Genomic DNA, 16935 nt, shown 5'->3' on the forward strand with positions numbered 1-16935 from the left:
GGTTATTCGCTGACCACGCCGGTCGGTGCCGTCTCGATCTTGAAGGCTGCCGCCATCAGCGCCCGCGTATAGTCGCTTTGCGGGCTGCTGAAAATCTGTTCGGAAGGTCCCGCTTCCACGATCTGGCCATTGCGCATGACGATGACGTCATTGGCAAGGGCGCGCACGACTTTGAGGTCGTGGCTGATGAAGAGATAGGCCAGGTTGTGCTTGGCCTGCAGGCTGCGCAAAAGGTCGACCACCTGCGCCTGCACGCTCATGTCGAGCGCCGAGGTCGGCTCGTCGAGCATGACGAAGCGCGGGTTGAGCACCATGGCCCGCGCGATGGCGACGCGCTGGCGCTGGCCGCCCGAGAACTCATGCGGATAGCGGTGGCGCGTCTCGGGATCGAGCCCGACTTCGCCGAGCACTTCGACGACCTTGTCGTCGCGCGCGTCGGGCGAAAGTTTCGGCTCGTGGATCTTTAGCCCCTCTTCGATGATCTCGGCGACGGACATGCGCGGGCTCAAGGATCCGAACGGGTCCTGGAAGACGATCTGCAACTCGCGCCGCAGCGGCCGCATGGCGCTGAAGGAAAGCTGGTTGATGTCGCGCCCGTTGAAATTGATCGCACCCGTCGAGGAGATCATCCGGGCCAGCGCCAGCCCGAGCGTCGTCTTGCCCGAGCCGGATTCGCCGACGACGCCGAGCGTCTGGCCGGCGCGCACGGTAACGTCGATGCCGTCGACGGCCTTCACATGATCGACAGTGGTGCGGAAGAAACCCTTCTTGATCGGGAACCAGACCTTGATGTCCTTGCCCGTCATGACGGATTTGGCATCCCGATTTGCCGCCGGCGGCTTGCCCTTCGGTTCGGCCGCAAGCAGGTGCTTGGTGTAGGCATGCTGCGGGTTGGCGAAAATCTCTTTGGTCGGTCCGCTCTCGACGATCTTGCCCTTGGTCATGACGCAGACCCGGTCGGCGATCCTGCGCACGATGCCGAGGTCGTGCGTGATGAACAGCAGCGACATGCCCTTGCGGCTCTTGAGCTTAGCGAGCAGTTCCAGGATCTGCGCCTGCACCGTGACGTCGAGCGCGGTCGTGGGTTCGTCGGCGATCAGAAGTTCCGGCTCATTGGCCAGCGCCATGGCGATCATGACGCGCTGACGCTGGCCGCCGGAGAGCTGGTGCGGATAGGCGTCGAGGCGTTTTTGCGGATCGCGGATGCCGACTTCGTTCAGCAGCTCCAGCGTGCGTGCGCGCGCCGGCGCATCGCGCATCCCCTGATGCAGCTGCAGCACCTCGACGATCTGCTGCTCGATTGTGTGCAGCGGGTTGAGCGAGGTCATCGGCTCCTGGAAGATCATGGTGATCTTGTTGCCGCGCACGCCACGCAAGGCCTTCTCGTTGGCGCTCAACAGATCGGCGCCGTGGAACAGGATCTTTCCCGAAGGATGGCTGGCCGCGGGGTAGGGCAGAAGCTTCAGCACCGAGAGCGCCGACACCGATTTGCCGGAACCGGATTCGCCGACCAGCGCCAGGGTCTCGCCCTTGGCGATATCGAAGGAGATGCGGTCGACGGCCATCGACTGCCCGCCGCCTTGCGCGAAGGCGACGCTCAGATCGCGGACGGAGAGCAGGGGCTCGCTCATTTGAACGTCTTGCGCGGATCGAAGGCGTCGCGCGTCGCCTCGCCGATGAACACCAGCAGCGACAGCATCAGCGAGATCACGATGAAGCCGGAGATGCCGAGCCAGGGCGCGTTGAGATTGCGCTGCGCCTGCTTCAGCAGCTCGCCGAGCGAAGCAGAGCCGGGCGGCAGGCCGAACCCGAGATAGTCGAGCGAGGTCAGCGTCGAGATCGAGCCCGAGAGCAGGAACGGCAGGAAGGTCAGCGTCGCCACCATGGCGTTGGGCAAAAGGTGGCGGAACATGATGGTGAGGTTGGGCACGCCGAGCGCGCGCGCCGCGTTGACATATTCGAAGTTGCGCGCGCGCAGGAACTCGGCCCGCACCACGCCGACCAGCGCCACCCAGGAAAACAGCAGCATGAGGCTGAGCAGGATGAAGAAGCCGGGCGGCAGGATGGCGGAAATGATGAGCAGCAGATAGAGCACCGGGATCGCCGACCAGATCTCGATGAAGCGCTGGAATAGAAGATCCGTCCAGCCGCCGAAATAGCCCTGCACAGCCCCGGCCGCGACGCCGATCAGCGAGGAGCCGAGCGTCAGGATGAGCCCGAACAGCACCGAGATGCGGAAGCCGTAGAGCACGCGCGCCAGCACGTCGCGCGCCTGGTCGTCGGTGCCAAGCCAGTTCCAGTTGCCGACGTTGCAGTTCTCGTCGGCCTCTCCCTTCGGGTATTGGCTGCAACGCTTGCCCTTGTCGTAGAGCCAGGAGGGTTTGGCGGGCGCCGCCTCCGGAATGGCGTTGTTGACGGTCTGGTAGGAGTAGCGGACGGGCGGCCAGATCATCCAGCCATTGGCGTTGATCTCGTCCTGGATGACCGGGTCGCGATAATCCGTGACGGCATAGAAGCCGCCGAACTTCTCTTCCGGATAGGCGACCAGCACCGGGAACAGGATCTCGCCCTTGTAGGAAGCGACGATCGGCTTGTCGTTGGCGATCAGCTCGGAAAACAGCGACAGCACGAACAGCAAGAGGAAGATCCACAGCGACCAGTAGCCGCGCCGGTTTGCCTTGAAATTCTGCAGCCGCCGCTGGTTGAGCGGCGACAGCCGCGGCCGGGCGGCGCGCGCCGGCTTGGTTTCGGCCGAGGCTACCGCCATCAGACGTCTCTCCGCTCGAAATCGATGCGCGGATCGACCCAGGTGTAGATCAGGTCCGATAGGAGGCCGACGAACAGGCCGAGCAGCGAGAAGATGTAGAGATTGGCGAAAACCACCGGATAGTCGCGGTCGATCACCGACTTGAAGCCGAGCAGGCCGAGCCCGTCGAGCGAGAAGATGTTCTCGATCAGCAGCGAGCCGGTGAAGAAAGCCGAGATGAAGGCGCCGGGAAAGCCGGCAATCACGATCAGCATGGCGTTGCGGAAGACGTGGCCGTAGAGCACCTTGCGTTCCGACAGGCCCTTGGCGCGCGCCGTCACCACATATTGCTTGCGGATCTCCTCGAGGAAGGAGTTCTTGGTCAAGAGCGTCGTCGTGGCGAAGGCCGACAGCACCAGCGCCGTCAGCGGCAGCGTCATGTGCCAGAAATAGTCGACGATCTTGTCCGGCCAGGACAGCTGGTCCCAATTGTCGGAGACGATGCCGCGCAGCGGGAACCAGTCCCAGAACGAGCCGCCGGCAAACAGCACCATCAAGAGGATGCCGAACAGGAAGCCGGGGATCGCGTAGCCGACGATGACCACGCCGCTCGTCCAGACGTCGAAGGTCGAGCCGTCCTTCACCGCCTTGCGGATGCCGAGCGGGATCGAGATCAGGTAGGACAGGAGCGTGATCCACAACCCGATCGAGATCGATACCGGCATTTTTTCCAGGATCAGGTCGAGCACCGAGATATCGCGGAAATAGCTGTCGCCGAAATCGAAGCGGGCATAGTTCCACAGCATCATGCCGAAGCGCTCGAGCGGCGGCTTGTCGAAGCCGAACTGCTTTTCCAGCTTCTTGATGAATTCGGGGTCGAGCCCCTGCGCGCCGCGGTATTTCGAGCTGACGTCGCCTGAGACATCGAAATTGGTGGCGCCGGCATCGCCCCCGCCACCGCCCAGCCGATCGCTGCCGCCCTGGTTGGTCAGCCTGGCGATCACCTGCTCGACCGGTCCGCCCGGCGCGAACTGGATCACGGCGAAGGAGATCGCCATGATCCCGAACAGCGTCGGGATCATCAGAAGGATGCGTCGCAGGATATAGGCGCCCATCAGGCGGCCGGTCCCGCGCGAACAGTCATGTCAGGCTTTGCCAATCTTTGCCGCCTTGCCCTTGTCGACCCACCACAGCGCCTCGACCGGAAAGCCGAAATCGGGTTTTTGCTCGGGAAAGCCGAACATGTCCCAATAGGCGCTTCGGTGATTCGCCAGATACCAACTAGGAATCCAATCGCGCCGCGCACGCAAGGCCCGGTCGAGGGCGCGCATGGCAATGGTCAGGTTCTCGCGGTCCTTGGCGGCGCCGACGGCATCGATCAACGCGTCGACTGCCGGACTTGCAATACCTGGCAGGTTGCGCGAGCCCGATACGGCGGCGCTGCGCGAATGGAAGAAAATCTCGAGATCGTCGCGGGTCGGCGTGGCGCTGAAATTGAAGGCCGCCGAGAGCAGGTCGAAATCGAATGTCGATTGCCTGAGCTGGTACTGGGCCGAATCGACCAGACGGATGGAGGCATCGATGCCGATCGCCTTCATATTGGCGACCCATGGCGAATAGACCTGAACGAAGGTCTCGTCATCGACGAGGAATTCGGCGGGCAGCTTCGCCCCCTTGTCGTTGACGACGAAATCGCCGGAGCGTTGCCAGCCCGCCTCGGCAAGCAGCTTCGCCGCCTTGCCAAGCTGCTTCCGGTCGCGTCCAGAACCATCGGAAGCCGGTTGCATCACCGCTTCGCCGAAGGCCTCCGGCGGCAGCTTGTCGCGCAGCGGCTCCAGCAGCGCGAGTTCTTGCTGCGACGGCATGCCTTCGGCGCGGAAGTCGGATTTCTCGAAGCAGGATTGTGAACGCTGGTACGAGCCGTAGAAGAAATTGCGCTGCGTCCATTCGAAATCGAAGCACAGCGCGATCGCCTGCCGCACGCGCGGGTCCTTGAATTGCCCGCGCCGCTGGTTGACGGCGGTGGCCTGCATCGAGGGCACCGTTTCGGCCGGGAATTCGTGCTTGACCACCTTGCCGGCGGTGAACGCAGGGAAATTGTATTGTGTTGCCCAGACGCGCGACGTGGCCTCTTCCCGATAGAGGATTTCACCTTTCTTGAAGGCCTCGAATCCGGCCGTCCGGTCCTGGTAGAACTCGACGCGGATGCGCCCGAAATTGTTCTGGCCGCGATTGACCGGCAGGTCGTTGCCCCAATAGTCCGGCACCCGCTCATACTCGATCCAGGCGCCCGCCGACCAGCGCCCGACCTTGTAGGCGCTTGAGCCGAGCGGTGGATTGAGCTGCGAGGAATCGAACGGATTGGCGGTGAAGAAGGCCTTTGACAGGATCGGAAACCCGACGACGTTGAGGACGGTGCGCGAAGCCTGCTTGCCGGAGAATTTGAGCTCCAGCGTGTGAGCGTCGACCGCGACCGCATCGTCGAGATGGGTCAGCGACAGCGCATAGTCGGGATGCCCTTTGTCCTTGAGCAGCTTGAAACTGAAGGCGGCGTCTTCGGCCGTTAGCGGCGAGCCGTCGTGAAAGCGCGCCTGCGGGCGCAACGAGAAGGTAAAGCTGTTGCGGTCGTTGGAAATCGTCACATTCTCGGCGATCAGTCCGTATACCGCGTCCGGCTCGTCGAGCGCTCGCGCCATCAGCGAATCGAAGCACATTTCCACGCGCTGCGGCGCATCGCCCTTGGGGACAAAGGCGTTGAGCGTATTGAACGTCTGCGGGCTCTGGTTGGCGCGCCAGTTCGGCGGCGAGAAATTGAAGGTGCCGCCTTGCGGCGCATCGACATCGACATAGTCGAAATGCGGGAAGTCGGGTTTGTATTTCAGATCGCCGAAGGCCGACAGGCCGTGCAGCTTGACGCCCGTAGGCGTTTCCGCAAAGGCCCGGCCCGGCAGCAGCGCGGCGGCCGTCGCCGCGGCGCCGAGCGCCAGGAAGTCGCGACGAGGAAGCATTGTCTGCCGCCTCATCAATTGACGCCCTTATACTTGGCGGCCAGCGCCTTTTCCTTTGCCGTGTCGACCCACCAGGAATCGATGTCCGCGCCACGATAGCTGGGCTGCTTTTCCGGCATGCCGAACTTGTTCCAATAGGCAAGCCAAACCACCGCGCGGTAGTATTGCGGCACGGTATAATAGTTCCACAACAGCACCCGATCGAGCGCATGGGTGGTTGCGACGAGGTCGTCGCGGTCGGTGGCGAAGATGATGCGGTCGACCAGTGCGTCGATCACCGGGTCCTTGATGCCGGAATAATTGCGCGCCCCCGGCGTGACCGCCGCCTTCGAGCTCCAGAAGTCGCGTTGCTCGTTGCCTGGCGATTCCGATTGCTGGAGTATGCTGGTGATGACGTCGTAGTCGAAATTGTTGACGCGGTTGATGTATTGCGTCTGGTCGATGATCCGCAGCGTGGCGTCGACGCCGATCTTGCGCAGATTAGCGATCCAGGGACTGGCGATGACCTGGTCGGTGTCGTTCGAGCCGAGTATCTCGAACTTGAAAGGCGCGCCGGTCTTGGCGTTCACCATCTTGCCGCCCTTTATCACCCAACCTGCCTGGGCGAACAGGTCGACCGCCGTCTTGAGATTCTTCCGTTCTGCTTGCGGCGAGTCGTAAACCGGCAGCTTGAATTCCTGGGTGAACACCTCCGGCGGCAGCTTGTCGCGATACTTCTCGAGGATTTCCAGTTCCTTGCCTTGCGGCAGGCCGCTCGACGCTAGCTCGGTGCCCTCGAAATAGCTGTGGGTGCGCGTGTTCGAGTTGTAGAACAGCGTGCGGTTCATCGTCTCGAAGTCGAACGGATAGGTCAGCGCGGCGCGCACCAGCCGATCCTGGAACAGCGGCCGCCGTTGATTGAGCACGAAGGCTTGCATCGGCTCGGGCGACGTCGTCTTGAATTCCTTCTTGATCACGTCGCCGGCGCCAACCGCCGGAAAGTTGTAAGCCGTCGCCCAGCGCCGCGAACTGTTTTCCGGCTTGATGTCGTCGAGTCCGCCCTTGGTGAAGGCCTGCCAGGCGGCATTGTCGTCGAGGATATAGGTGAAGCGCTGGGTATCGAAATTCTCGCGCCCGATCTTCACCGGCAGCTTGGCGCCCCAATAGTCGGGCACGCGCTGCCAGACGATCTCCGAACCCGGCTTGAAGCCGGCGATCTTGTAGGCTGCTGAGCCCAGCGGCGGCTCCAGCGTCGGCCGGGTGATGTCGCGCTTCTTGCCGCTGGCGTCGGTGCCCTCCCACCAATGCTTCGGCAGCACGACGAGGTCGCCGAGGATCTTCGGCAGTTCCCGGTTGCCCTTCTGGTTGAAGTGGAATTCGACCTCTCGGTCCGAGATCGCGACCGCTTCGGTCACGTTCTCGAAATAACGGCTGTACATCGGGCTATTGGCCTTCAGGACCTGGAATGACCAGATCACGTCGTCGACGGTGATCGGCTGGCCGTCGTGCCACTTGGCGCGCGGATCGAGCCGGTAGGTCGCCGAGGAGTAGTCGGACGGGTATTTGTAGGCGTCGGCGACCAGCGGGTGGCTGACGCTGCCTTCGTCGGTCGCCTGGTCCATCAGCGTGTCGTAGAGCAGGCCGCCGCCGAATTGCGCGAAGCCTGCGGCCGGCGATCCCTGGACAATATAAGGATTGAAGCTGTCGAAGGTGCCTAGGACGACGGAGTTGTAAGTGCCGCCTTTGGGCGCGTCCGGATTGACGTAGTCGTAGCGCTGGAAATTCTCGCCGTATTTTGAGGGCCCGATCAGCGAGGAGGTCGTGTGCCATTCGTCGGCGAAGCTGGCCTGCAGGCTGGCGGCGAAGACAACCGCCAGCATCGATGCGAAAAACGTCCGGGAGCGGCCAACCGTCATGCGTTCTCCTCGTCGCGATGAGTATCCACCGGCAATCTAGATCATTTGACGCCGGTGGAAACCGCAACCGGCGGCTTTTGTCGCCGTATATGCGGCTTTCCTAACGGAAAAGCCGGGACGAACCCGGCTTTTCCAAGGTGTCATGATGACAATTTGTTTATTGCGCGGGTGCCGCGGGCTTGGCCGGAGCGGCCCCTTCGGCCGGCTTGGCCGGCGCAGCGCCTGCAGGCTTCGCAGCTTCGGCAGGCTTGGCTTCTGCCGAAGCGCCCGGCTGCGGCAGCGGCTTCGGGTTGTCCGACAGCGTGCGCAGATAGGCAATGACGTTGGCGCGGTCCTCGTCCTTCGGCAGGCCGGCGAAGCCCATCGCCGTGCCCTTCACGAACTTCTTCGGCGAGGTGATGAAGTGGTTGAGGTTGTCGTAGGTCCACTTCTCCTGGCCGCCCTTCGAAAAATCCTTCATGCCGGCCGAATAGGCGAAGCCCTCATGCTCGGCGACGGGGCGGTCGACGATGTCCCAGAGGTCCGGGCCGACCTTGTTCGGGCCGCCCTTTTCACCGGAATGGCAGGCCTGGCACTTCTTGAAGATGGCTGCGCCCGCCTCGGCATTGGCGGTGGCGAGCAGGTCGGCGATCGGCTTGGCTTCCGCCGCGGGAGCAGCCGGACCGCCTTCGGTCGGTTCCTGCGCTTCGATGGCGAAGCCGGGCTTTTCGGGTGCCGGCGAGGCGAACAGCCCGTCCGAGACGATACCTATCGAAAAGACGACGAAGCAGGTTCCCAGAAATCCGCCGAGCAGCTTGTTGACTTCGCTGGAATCCATGCGCCCCTTGCTCCCTTTTCCGGCGGACCGTCCCGTCCACTCCGTCCGTCGGTATCGCTAACTGCCCTGAAAGGCCAGTCAAATCGGGCGGAAACTAGGTCTTTTGCTCTGGCGTTGCAACACCTATAAGGGCGCTTCCAGTGAGACCTTTTGCCACTTTTCCATCAGCGTTTTTCGGCTGCTCCAAAATCCGATGTCAACCTTGATCCTGATCCCCGCCCGCATGGCCTCGACGCGCTTGCCGGGCAAGCCGCTGGCCGACATTGCGGGCGTGCCGATGATCGTCCATGTCGCCCGTCGCGCCGCCGAGGCCGGGCTTGGCCGCGTGGTGGTGGCGACCGACACCGAAGCGGTTGCACAGGCGGTGCGGACGCATGGCTTCGAGGCAGTCATGACCCGGATGGACCATGAATCGGGCTCCGACCGCATCTTCGAGGCGCTGACGGCCCTCGATCCTGAAAAGCAGGTGGAAACGATCGTCAACGTGCAGGGCGACCTGCCGACCATCGATCCCGAGATCATCGGCGCGTCGCTGCGGCCTTTCGAGGACAAGTCGGTCGATATCGCCACGCTGGGCGTCGAGATCGTCCGCGACGAGGAAAAGACCAACCAGAACGTGGTCAAGATCGTCGGCTCGCCGCTGTCGGCGACACGGCTGAGGGCGCTCTATTTCACCCGCGCCACCGCACCCTGGGGCGAGGGGCCGCTCTACCACCACATCGGCCTCTATGCCTATCGCCGTGCCGCGCTCGAACGCTTTGTCGCGCTGAAGCCGTCGCCGCTGGAGCGCCGCGAGCGGCTGGAGCAGCTGCGCGCGCTGGAAGCCGGCATGCGCATCGACGCAGAGATCGTCAATTCGCTGCCGCTCGGCGTCGACACGCCGCACGACCTCGAGCGCGCCAGGCAAATCCTTTCAAGTTGAGACAACAAGCATGACCGCGAAGACCAACAGAATTTCCTTCCAGGGCGAGCCCGGCGCCAATTCCGACACCGCCTGCCGCAACATGTTCCCGTCGATGGAACCTTTGCCGTGCCCGACCTTCGAGGACGCCTTCAACGCGGTCGAGACCGGTAAGGCCGAGCTCGCCATGATCCCGATCGAGAACACGATCGCCGGCCGCGTCGCCGACATCCATCACCTGTTGCCGGAATCGAAGCTGCACATCGTCGGCGAATATTTCCTGCCCATCCACTTCCAGCTGATGGTGCTGCCGGGGGTGAAGCGCGAAGAGATCAAGACCGTGCACAGCCATATCCATGCGCTCGGCCAGTGCCGCAAATATATCCGCAAGAACGGCTGGAAGCCGGTGGTCGCCGGCGACACGGCGGGTTCGGCCAAGATGGTGTCGGAGGTCAGGGACCGCACCATGGCCTCGCTGGCGCCCGCGCTCGCCGCCGAGCTCTACGGGCTCGACATCATCGAGAAGAATGTCGAGGACACCGACTCCAACGTCACCCGCTTCGTCGTGCTGACCAAGAACAAGCAATGGGTGGAGCGGCCGTCGGCCGATGCCAAGATGATGACCACATTCATTTTCCGCGTCCGCAACGTGCCGGCCGCGCTCTACAAGGCAATGGGCGGCTTCGCCACCAACGGCATCAACATGACCAAGCTCGAGAGCTATCAGCTCGGCGCCTTCACCGCGACGCTGTTCTACGCCGATATCGAGGGCCACCCGGACGATCCGCTGGTCACGCTGGCACTAGACGAACTGCGCTTCTTCTCGCGCGAGATGCGCATCCTCGGCGTCTACCCGGCAAGCGCCTCGCGCGAGCAGTGGAAGGTCGCGGATTAGGTGGTTGCACCTGCGAGGTTAGCCAAGACGCTTGTGCTTCGTCATCCACGGGCGAAGCAAGGAGCGAAGCGACGTGCGCAGACCCGAGGATCCATTCCGTTACGTCGAGGCGCCGCCCACGGAGCAAAATTCTGCATCGCAGCGCCCTTCGGCTGAGGTAACGGCATGGATTCCAGGGTCTCCGCTACGCTCTGCCCTGTAATGACCACCTGATGGAGGTCGGCGCAAATCTGCGACGTTTGCGCTCGACTCAATCTCAGCCAAACCCCAACGGCACGTAGTCGATCTCCAGGAACTTATCGACCTCGGGCACCCAGCGGTCTCGCACGAAGGCGACGTGGTCGGGATGCTCGTTGTAGCGTGTGTAGGCCGCCTGGTCGGCGAACTCCATCGAGAAGCCGAACTGATAGTCGTTCTTCGGGCTCACCTGCCGCAACTGCTCGAAATGCGTGACGCCCTTGATCCCGGTGAGGATCTTCTTGGCGTCGTGGAGAAAGCGCTTGGTCTCCAGCGACTGCAACGGATGTTTGAGCGTGAACACGACGGTGTGACGGATCATTTCTCGGCTCCTATTCGCTGTCGACCCAGGCGCGGATGAGGTGATGGGCGATCGCCCCTTTCGGCGGTGTAATCAAGCCGTCGGCATGCTGCCTGTCCAGCATCGAGCGCACCTCGTCGCGCAAGAACCAGCGGCAGTCCTCCAGTTCGTTGAGGTCGGCCTGGATATCTTCGTTGAGCGGCTCGCCGAAGCAGCCGATCATCAGCGAATAGGGGAAGGGCCAGGGCTGGCTGGCGTGATAGACGACGCGGCCGAGCCTTATGCCGGCTTCCTCCAGGGTCTCGCGGCGCACCGCTGCCTCGATCGTCTCGCCCGGCTCGATGAAGCCGGCAAGGGCCGAATACATGCCCGGTGCGAAATGCTTGCCGCGCCCGAGCAGGCATTTTTCGCGCGTCGCCGTCAGCATGATCGCCACCGGGTCGGTGCGCGGGAAATGGTCGGTGCCGCAGGCAGGGCAATGGCGCCTGTAACCGCCGGCGCGCATCTCCGAGCGGTTGCCGCATTTCGAGCAGAAGGCGTGGCTGGCGTGCCAGGCGAGCAGCGCCGCGCCCTGCGCCAGCGCTCCCGCCGCCGCCTCGTCGATCAGGCCCTGCATATAGACCGAGCGGTAGTCGATGGCCTTGATCGTCTCGGGCAGTTTTTCCGGCTCGACGCCAGCGGGCACCGCCAGCACAGGTCCGGCCTCGGAATGCCCGAGCAGCACGCCGTGGTCGAGCGAAACCTCGAAGGCTTGGCTTTCGTCAGCCTTGAACCAGGGCTCGAACTTGCCGTCGTCGAGCTTGAGGTAGAGCCGTCCGGCATGCATCAGCATCAGCCGCGCGGTCTGGTCGGCCAGCGCTTTTTCGACCGCATCGTCGGCGCGGTTCTCGGACTGCCGATCGATCCTGTTGCCGGCGAAACCGACGAACTGGCTCGGCTCGCGCAAGGGCGCGTCAAACAGGCGAAAGCTCATGCGGACTCGTGGCTGGGAAATCGGAGACGCGGAATCGACACTGGTCAGCTTATAGCGCCGCCTTGATCGTTTCGGCAAACCGCCTGATGTCGGAACGCTGGTAAGGTTCGCGGATACCGTGCCCCCACACCGGTCCCGGCCAGCCGGGGTCGCCCTCGGACCGGGCGACGACGTGGACATGCAACTGGCGCACGACGTTGCCGAGCGCGCCGGTGTTGATCTTGGTGCAGCCGCTCACCCGCTTCAGCGCCTGCGCCACCATGTTGGTCTCGAAGGTCAGCATCGCCTGGTCGAGCGGCGTCATCTCGTGGATCTCTTCGGTGCCCGGCCGCTGCGGCACCAGGATCAGCCAGGGCCAACGGCGGTCGTTCATCAGCCTGAGCTCGCATAGGCCAAGCCACATGAGCTGCTCACTGTCCGCCTCCAGCCGGGCGTCCAGCGTAAATCCGGCCTTGAGGCCAGGCAGCATGGGCGTTTCCTTCATTTTGTAAGTATTTTCCAAACCCGGAACGCTAGAGCGGCGGCAAGGTGGCTGCAAGCGAATCATTGGCCGCTATTATCGATTTGAAGGACTTCCCGTCTCGATGTGGCTGCAGCTTTTGGCTCTGCCCTTGCATTTCGTCGCCGAATTGCCGATATGGAGCGTGGGAGGTTGGTGGTGGACGATCCACTCGCCAACCGGGTCAGGTCCGGAAGGAAGCAGCCCTAACGAGCCCGGAACGGGTCATTGTTCCAGCCTCCCGCCTCTTCGCCTCTCTCCCGCGACATTGACGGCGCCGAGCCGTGCGGGTGAGACTATGCGCTGGAATCGGCCGCCTTCCGTCGCGGTCCTGGGAGCTTTTGACGGCGAATGAGCGAAGCCGGAAATTTGGGGCCAGAAAACCTGGAAACAGGCAAGGCCGGCGCCTATCGCGTGCTGGCACGTAAATATCGCCCTTCGAATTTCTCTGAGCTGATCGGCCAGGAGCCGATGGTCCGCACCCTGACCAACGCCTTCGCCACCGGCCGCATCGCCCAGGCCTGGATGCTGACGGGCGTGCGCGGTGTCGGCAAGACGACGACGGCGCGGATCCTCGCACGGGCTCTGAACTACAAAACCCCGACTGTAGACCAGCCCTCCGTCGACCTTGCGATCCCCGGCGAGCATTGCCAGGCGATCATGGAAGGCCGCCATGTCGATGTCATCGAGATGGACGCCGCCTCCCACACCGGCATCGACGACATCAGGGACATCATCGATCGCGTGCGCTACGCGCCGGTCTCGGCCCGCTACAAGGTCTACATCATCGACGAAGTGCACATGCTCTCCACCCAGGCCTTCAACGGCCTCTTGAAGACGCTGGAAGAGCCGCCGCCACACGTCAAATTCATCTTCGCCACCACCGAGATCCGCAAGGTGCCGATCACGGTCCTGTCGCGCTGCCAGCGCTTCGATCTGAGGCGCATCGATGCTGGCGCATTGGTCGCGCATCTTTCCTCGATCGCCGCCAAGGAAGGCGTTTCCGTCGACGACGAGGCTCTGGCGATGATTGCCCGCGCCGCCGAGGGTTCGGCGCGCGATTCGCTTTCCATCCTCGACCAGGCGATCGCCCATGGCAGCGGCGCCGTCAGCGCCGACGCGGTGCGCGCCATGCTCGGCCTCGCCGACCGCGCCCGCATCATCGACTTGTTCGAGCATGTCATGAAGGGCGACGTGGCGGCGGCCCTGGCCGAATTCCGCGCGCAATACGACACCGGCGCCGATCCGGCGGCCGTGCTCACCGACCTTGCCGAATTCAACCACCTCGTCACCCGGCTGCGCTTCGTGCCGGCCGCGGCCGACGATCCTTCGCTTTCCGAGGACGAGCGCCGGCGCGGCGCCGAATTCGCCGCCACGCTTTCGGTGCGCGTGCTGTCGCGTACCTGGCAGATGCTGCTCAAGGGCATTCCCGAGGTGCAGTCCTCCAACCGCCCGGTCAGCGCCGGCGAAATGGTGCTGATCCGCCTGGCGCATGCCGCCGACCTGCCGACATTGGACGAGGCGCTGAAATCGCTGGAAGGCGCCGGGCCGGTGCCGAATGGCGCGCGTTCCAACGGAGCGCCTGCCGGCTCTGGCAATGGCGGCGGCGCAAGCGCTATCGCGCAGGCGCGCATGCCCAGTTCGAATGGCGGTGCGCAGACCATGCGGCTGGTCGAAGCGCAACCCGCGCCTGCCGCTTTCGTTGCGGCGCCGGAGCCGGTCGGCGAAACGCCTGTCGTGCCGGTCAAATCGCTGGCTGACATTGTTACGCTTGCCGACGCCAATCGTGACATGGCCTTCAAGGTGCTGCTGAAGCGCTGCGTGCGGCCGGTTCGCATCGAGCCCGGCCGTCTCGATGTCGCCCTGACCGACGATGCGCCGAAGATGCTGCTCAACGACCTGACCTCCAAGCTGCGCGCCTGGACCGGCCGCAACTGGCTGGTGTCGCTGTCGAAGGAGCAGGGCGGCCAGACTTTGGCCGAGCTGGAGACGACGAAGCGTGAGAACGCCTTCTCCGACGCCAAGAGCGACCCGACGGTCGCGGCTATTCTGGCTCGCTTCCCCGGGGCCAAGATCATCGACGTGCGCATCCCGGACGTGCCCGAGGTGGAAGAAACCGAGGCCGACCTGCCGGTCGAGCCAGCAGCGGACGATGACGAAATCTAGAGCAATTCCAGGAAAAGTGTGTAACGGTTTTCCGTCCGGAATTGCGTAAAAACCACTCTAGGTCATGAGCCGCGAACAGGTGGATCATGCCCGCATTCGGATAGAACAAAGAGGACCAAACTGATGAAAGATCTTCTCGGCCTGATGGGCAAGGCAAAGGAAATGCAGGCCAAGTTCCAGGCCATGCAGGACGAGATCGCCACGCTCGAAGCCACCGGCCAGGCCGGCGGCGGCCTGGTCAGCATCACGCTCACCGGCAAGTTCGAGATGAAGGCGTTGAAGATCGATCCCTCGCTCATCAAGGCGGACGAAGCCGAGATCCTCGAGGACCTCATTCTGGCCGCCCACAATGACGCCAAAAATAAGGTCGAGCTCCAGATGCAGGAGAAGACCAAGGCGTTGACGGCAGGCCTTCCGATTCCGCCCGGAATGAAATTGCCGTTCTGAGGTGGCTTCCGCCAGTTAATTGATTATGAACGGAAATTGATCGCCGGCTGCAATATTAATCATTTGCCGGCGTTTCTCACGGACTCATTTCGCGGCTTTCATAAAGTTTTACCCAAGTCCAGAAGTTGCTAACCCTCTAGCCATCTTTTTGCCTGAAAGAGTCTCATTCTTGCCACATCTCGGGGCGGGCTGGCATCTGGACATGAGGCTTTTTTGGTGATCGCGACGCGATGGAAGACGCCGCTGCTGCTTATCGGCATCGTCACTTCCCCCTTGCTCCTGGCCGGCTGCAGCCAGACCACTTCCTCCCATGGCATGTCGGTCTCGGGTCTGACCGACGCCCTCACACCCAGCTTCCTCACCACCCGCTCAAGCCACTCGCTGAAGGACAAGGAATGCCTGCAAAGGGCGATGTTCTTCGAATCCAACCGCTCGAGCCGCGACGGCATGATCGCCGTCGGCACGGTCGTCATGAACCGGCTTCGCTCCGGCCAGCACGGCAACACCATATGCGAGGTCGTCGGCGAGAGGGGTCAGTTCGCGCCAGGCGTCTTGACGCGGCCGATGAATTCCAGGGCGCTGCCCGATGTCGAGGAAGCCGCCGAGGCGGTGCTGAGAGGCGAGCGCAAGGCCAAGCTCAAGAACACGATGTATTTCCACACCGCCGGGCTGCGCTTCCCTTACAAGAACATGCATTACACCATGGTTGCCGGTGGCAACGCCTTCTATGAGAAGCGCGGCCGCAACTGGCAGCCGCTGCCGGATGAGCCGATGGTCGCCATGAACACGGTCCAGCCGCAGAAGCCCGCGGCCGCCCCGCCGGTGCTCGTCGCCTCCGCCGAGCCGGTGGTCAGGACGATCGTTCGTCCGGACCCCGCAAAGCAGGCCGCCATGGCCGCCGCGCGGACTGAAGACGCTTCCACCGAACAGACCGATGTGACGGCTGCCATTGCGCCGGCTGCAAAGTCGGGCCGCCTCGCGCAAAAGCCGACGGTCGTGGCGATGCAGGAGCCGATGGCCGAACCGGACGCCTCGCGTTTCGGCGGCACCTTGAATGGCCGCTACATAACTTCGGTGCCCAGCGCGCCGCAGGAAGCGGCGATGGGCTTCCAGCCGACGCCTGAGAACACCGACGCCATCGGCGCGATGATCGCCAGCCAGGACCGGCCGCTCGTGACGAACTGAAACCCGATCGCATCCAAGACAGAGCTCGCCATGGCAGCATCGCGGGCCGCTAACTTCGCGGGCTGTTCCAAACCGCTCTGAAAAATCCTAGATCAGAGCGATGTCGAAGAGAATCGCCGGACCGGAAATCGAACGCCTGATCCAGCTCCTGGCCAAGGTGCCGGGGCTCGGCCCGCGCTCGGCAAGGCGCGCGGCGCTGCATCTCATCAAGAAGAAGGAACAATTGCTCGAGCCTTTGGCCGCCGCCATGAGCGAAGCGGTCGACAAGGTTCGCATCTGTTCGACCTGCGGCAATGTCGACACCTCCGACCCTTGCATGATCTGCACCGATCCGCGCCGCGACGTAGGCACGCTGATCGTGGTCGAGGACGTCGCGGACCTCTGGGCGCTGGAGCGCGCGGCGGCCATGAACGTGCGCTACCATGTGCTTGGCGGCACGCTGTCGCCGCTCGACGGCATCGGTCCCGACCAGCTCAACATCCGCTCATTGGTCGACCGTATCGCCGGCGGCGAGGTCAAGGAGGTCATCCTTGCCGTCAACGCCACCGTCGAAGGGCAAACCACGGCCCATTACCTGACCGACCAGCTGTCCGGCTTCGAGGTCAAGGTGACACGGCTGGCGCATGGCGTTCCGGTCGGGGGGGAGCTCGACTATCTCGACGAGGGCACGCTGGCGGCCGCGCTGCGGTCGAGGACGGCGTTTTGAGGGGATTTTGGGGGATTTGGAAATGACGGCATTCCTTCGTCCCCTCTGTCCTGCCGGACATCTCCCCCACGAGGGGGGAGATCACACTTCATGCCGGCTTTCGCCAATCTCCAACGTCGCAGGAAGAGGCGCCACGCCAAAACAGCCAATCTCCCCCCT

The 16935-nt window shown here is 63.3% G+C and carries 15 protein-coding genes and 1 other RNA gene; 7 read left to right on the forward strand and 9 right to left on the reverse strand.

Annotation, left to right across the window (positions count from 1 at the left end):
* Window positions 1-2: 2 nt before the first annotated feature.
* The 6 genes from F3H96_RS02675 to F3H96_RS02700 all read right to left on the reverse strand — a co-directional run bounded on the left by F3H96_RS02675 (window position 3) and on the right by F3H96_RS02700 (window position 8466).
* Window positions 3-1631 carry an ABC transporter ATP-binding protein gene (locus F3H96_RS02675; protein WP_149790374.1) on the reverse strand — a complete coding sequence of 543 codons (1629 nt, stop codon included), beginning with the start codon at window positions 1629-1631 and terminating at the stop codon, window positions 3-5.
* On the reverse strand, window positions 1628-2767 hold the full coding sequence (locus tag F3H96_RS02680; RefSeq protein ID WP_149790375.1) for an ABC transporter permease: 1140 nt from the start codon (window positions 2765-2767) through the stop codon (window positions 1628-1630). Before F3H96_RS02680 ends, F3H96_RS02675 begins: the two co-directional genes overlap by 4 nt.
* Window positions 2767-3861 carry a microcin C ABC transporter permease YejB gene (locus F3H96_RS02685; protein WP_149790376.1) on the reverse strand — a complete coding sequence of 365 codons (1095 nt, stop codon included), beginning with the start codon at window positions 3859-3861 and terminating at the stop codon, window positions 2767-2769. The genes F3H96_RS02680 and F3H96_RS02685 overlap by 1 nt, the downstream gene beginning before the upstream one ends.
* A gap of 30 nt (window positions 3862-3891) precedes the next feature.
* The gene (locus tag F3H96_RS02690; protein ID WP_244619878.1) at window positions 3892-5754 is read right to left on the reverse strand and encodes an extracellular solute-binding protein; all 1863 of its coding nucleotides are present in this window, start codon (window positions 5752-5754) and stop codon (window positions 3892-3894) included.
* Window positions 5755-5768: 14 nt separating this feature from the next.
* The gene (locus tag F3H96_RS02695) at window positions 5769-7649 is read right to left on the reverse strand and encodes an extracellular solute-binding protein (RefSeq protein WP_149790378.1); all 1881 of its coding nucleotides are present in this window, start codon (window positions 7647-7649) and stop codon (window positions 5769-5771) included.
* A 157-nt stretch (window positions 7650-7806) separates the two neighbouring features.
* Entirely contained in the window at window positions 7807-8466 is a 660-nt protein-coding gene (locus F3H96_RS02700) for a cytochrome c family protein (protein ID WP_149790379.1), read from the reverse strand.
* Between the two features lie 193 nt (window positions 8467-8659).
* On the opposite strand from F3H96_RS02700, the gene F3H96_RS02705 reads away from it, so the two are divergent.
* The gene (locus F3H96_RS02705; protein WP_149790380.1) at window positions 8660-9388 is read left to right on the forward strand and encodes a 3-deoxy-manno-octulosonate cytidylyltransferase; all 729 of its coding nucleotides are present in this window, start codon (window positions 8660-8662) and stop codon (window positions 9386-9388) included.
* A gap of 10 nt (window positions 9389-9398) precedes the next feature.
* Window positions 9399-10262, forward strand: coding sequence for a prephenate dehydratase (locus tag F3H96_RS02710; RefSeq protein ID WP_149790381.1), 864 nt, complete (start codon window positions 9399-9401; stop codon window positions 10260-10262).
* Between the two features lie 256 nt (window positions 10263-10518).
* On the opposite strand, the gene F3H96_RS02715 is transcribed toward F3H96_RS02710, so the two are convergent.
* The 3 genes from F3H96_RS02715 to F3H96_RS02725 are packed head-to-tail and all read right to left on the reverse strand — an operon-like array spanning window position 10519 to window position 12242.
* Window positions 10519-10821 carry a Dabb family protein gene (locus F3H96_RS02715; RefSeq protein WP_149790382.1) on the reverse strand — a complete coding sequence of 101 codons (303 nt, stop codon included), beginning with the start codon at window positions 10819-10821 and terminating at the stop codon, window positions 10519-10521.
* Window positions 10822-10831: 10 nt separating this feature from the next.
* Window positions 10832-11773: an NAD(+) diphosphatase gene (gene nudC / locus F3H96_RS02720; protein WP_149790383.1), complete on the reverse strand. Its 942-nt coding sequence runs from the start codon at window positions 11771-11773 to the stop codon at window positions 10832-10834.
* A 49-nt stretch (window positions 11774-11822) separates the two neighbouring features.
* Window positions 11823-12242 (reverse strand): HIT family protein, encoded by a 420-nt coding sequence (locus tag F3H96_RS02725; protein ID WP_149790384.1) that lies wholly within the window; start codon window positions 12240-12242, stop codon window positions 11823-11825.
* 178 nt (window positions 12243-12420) lie between these two features.
* On the opposite strand from F3H96_RS02725, the gene ffs reads away from it, so the two are divergent.
* The 5 genes from ffs (at window position 12421) to recR (ending at window position 16776) form a co-directional block, all read left to right on the forward strand.
* An RNA gene (gene ffs / locus F3H96_RS02730) (signal recognition particle sRNA small type) lies at window positions 12421-12517 on the forward strand.
* Between the two features lie 106 nt (window positions 12518-12623).
* The gene (locus tag F3H96_RS02735) at window positions 12624-14438 is read left to right on the forward strand and encodes a DNA polymerase III subunit gamma/tau (RefSeq protein WP_149790385.1); all 1815 of its coding nucleotides are present in this window, start codon (window positions 12624-12626) and stop codon (window positions 14436-14438) included.
* Between the two features lie 123 nt (window positions 14439-14561).
* On the forward strand, window positions 14562-14885 hold the full coding sequence (locus tag F3H96_RS02740; RefSeq protein WP_149790386.1) for a YbaB/EbfC family nucleoid-associated protein: 324 nt from the start codon (window positions 14562-14564) through the stop codon (window positions 14883-14885).
* Between the two features lie 216 nt (window positions 14886-15101).
* Window positions 15102-16070 carry a cell wall hydrolase gene (locus tag F3H96_RS02745; RefSeq protein WP_149790387.1) on the forward strand — a complete coding sequence of 323 codons (969 nt, stop codon included), beginning with the start codon at window positions 15102-15104 and terminating at the stop codon, window positions 16068-16070.
* Window positions 16071-16170: 100 nt separating this feature from the next.
* Window positions 16171-16776, forward strand: coding sequence for a recombination mediator RecR (recR, locus tag F3H96_RS02750; protein ID WP_149790388.1), 606 nt, complete (start codon window positions 16171-16173; stop codon window positions 16774-16776).
* The last annotated feature ends 159 nt before the right edge of the window (window positions 16777-16935 follow it).

The sequence above is a fragment of the Mesorhizobium sp. NFR06 genome (assembly GCF_900115245.1).
In the GTDB taxonomy this organism is placed as follows: Bacteria; Pseudomonadota; Alphaproteobacteria; order Rhizobiales; family Rhizobiaceae; genus Mesorhizobium.

Excerpts from the sequence above, each read along its gene's own strand:
- F3H96_RS02685 (WP_149790376.1), bottom strand. The coding sequence starts at position 3,861 with ATGGGCGCCTATATCCTGCGACGCATCCTTCTGATGATCCCGACGCTG.
- F3H96_RS02680 (WP_149790375.1), bottom strand. The coding sequence starts at position 2,767 with ATGGCGGTAGCCTCGGCCGAAACCAAGCCGGCGCGCGCCGCCCGGCCG.
- F3H96_RS02710 (WP_149790381.1), top strand. The coding sequence starts at position 9,399 with ATGACCGCGAAGACCAACAGAATTTCCTTCCAGGGCGAGCCCGGCGCC.
- F3H96_RS02675 (WP_149790374.1), bottom strand. The coding sequence starts at position 1,631 with ATGAGCGAGCCCCTGCTCTCCGTCCGCGATCTGAGCGTCGCCTTCGCG.
- F3H96_RS02690 (WP_244619878.1), bottom strand. The coding sequence starts at position 5,754 with ATGCTTCCTCGTCGCGACTTCCTGGCGCTCGGCGCCGCGGCGACGGCC.
- recR (WP_149790388.1), top strand. The coding sequence starts at position 16,171 with ATGTCGAAGAGAATCGCCGGACCGGAAATCGAACGCCTGATCCAGCTC.
- F3H96_RS02715 (WP_149790382.1), bottom strand. The coding sequence starts at position 10,821 with ATGATCCGTCACACCGTCGTGTTCACGCTCAAACATCCGTTGCAGTCG.
- F3H96_RS02700 (WP_149790379.1), bottom strand. The coding sequence starts at position 8,466 with ATGGATTCCAGCGAAGTCAACAAGCTGCTCGGCGGATTTCTGGGAACC.
- F3H96_RS02695 (WP_149790378.1), bottom strand. The coding sequence starts at position 7,649 with ATGACGGTTGGCCGCTCCCGGACGTTTTTCGCATCGATGCTGGCGGTT.
- F3H96_RS02740 (WP_149790386.1), top strand. The coding sequence starts at position 14,562 with ATGAAAGATCTTCTCGGCCTGATGGGCAAGGCAAAGGAAATGCAGGCC.
- F3H96_RS02735 (WP_149790385.1), top strand. The coding sequence starts at position 12,624 with ATGAGCGAAGCCGGAAATTTGGGGCCAGAAAACCTGGAAACAGGCAAG.
- F3H96_RS02705 (WP_149790380.1), top strand. The coding sequence starts at position 8,660 with ATGTCAACCTTGATCCTGATCCCCGCCCGCATGGCCTCGACGCGCTTG.
- nudC (WP_149790383.1), bottom strand. The coding sequence starts at position 11,773 with ATGAGCTTTCGCCTGTTTGACGCGCCCTTGCGCGAGCCGAGCCAGTTC.
- F3H96_RS02725 (WP_149790384.1), bottom strand. The coding sequence starts at position 12,242 with ATGCTGCCTGGCCTCAAGGCCGGATTTACGCTGGACGCCCGGCTGGAG.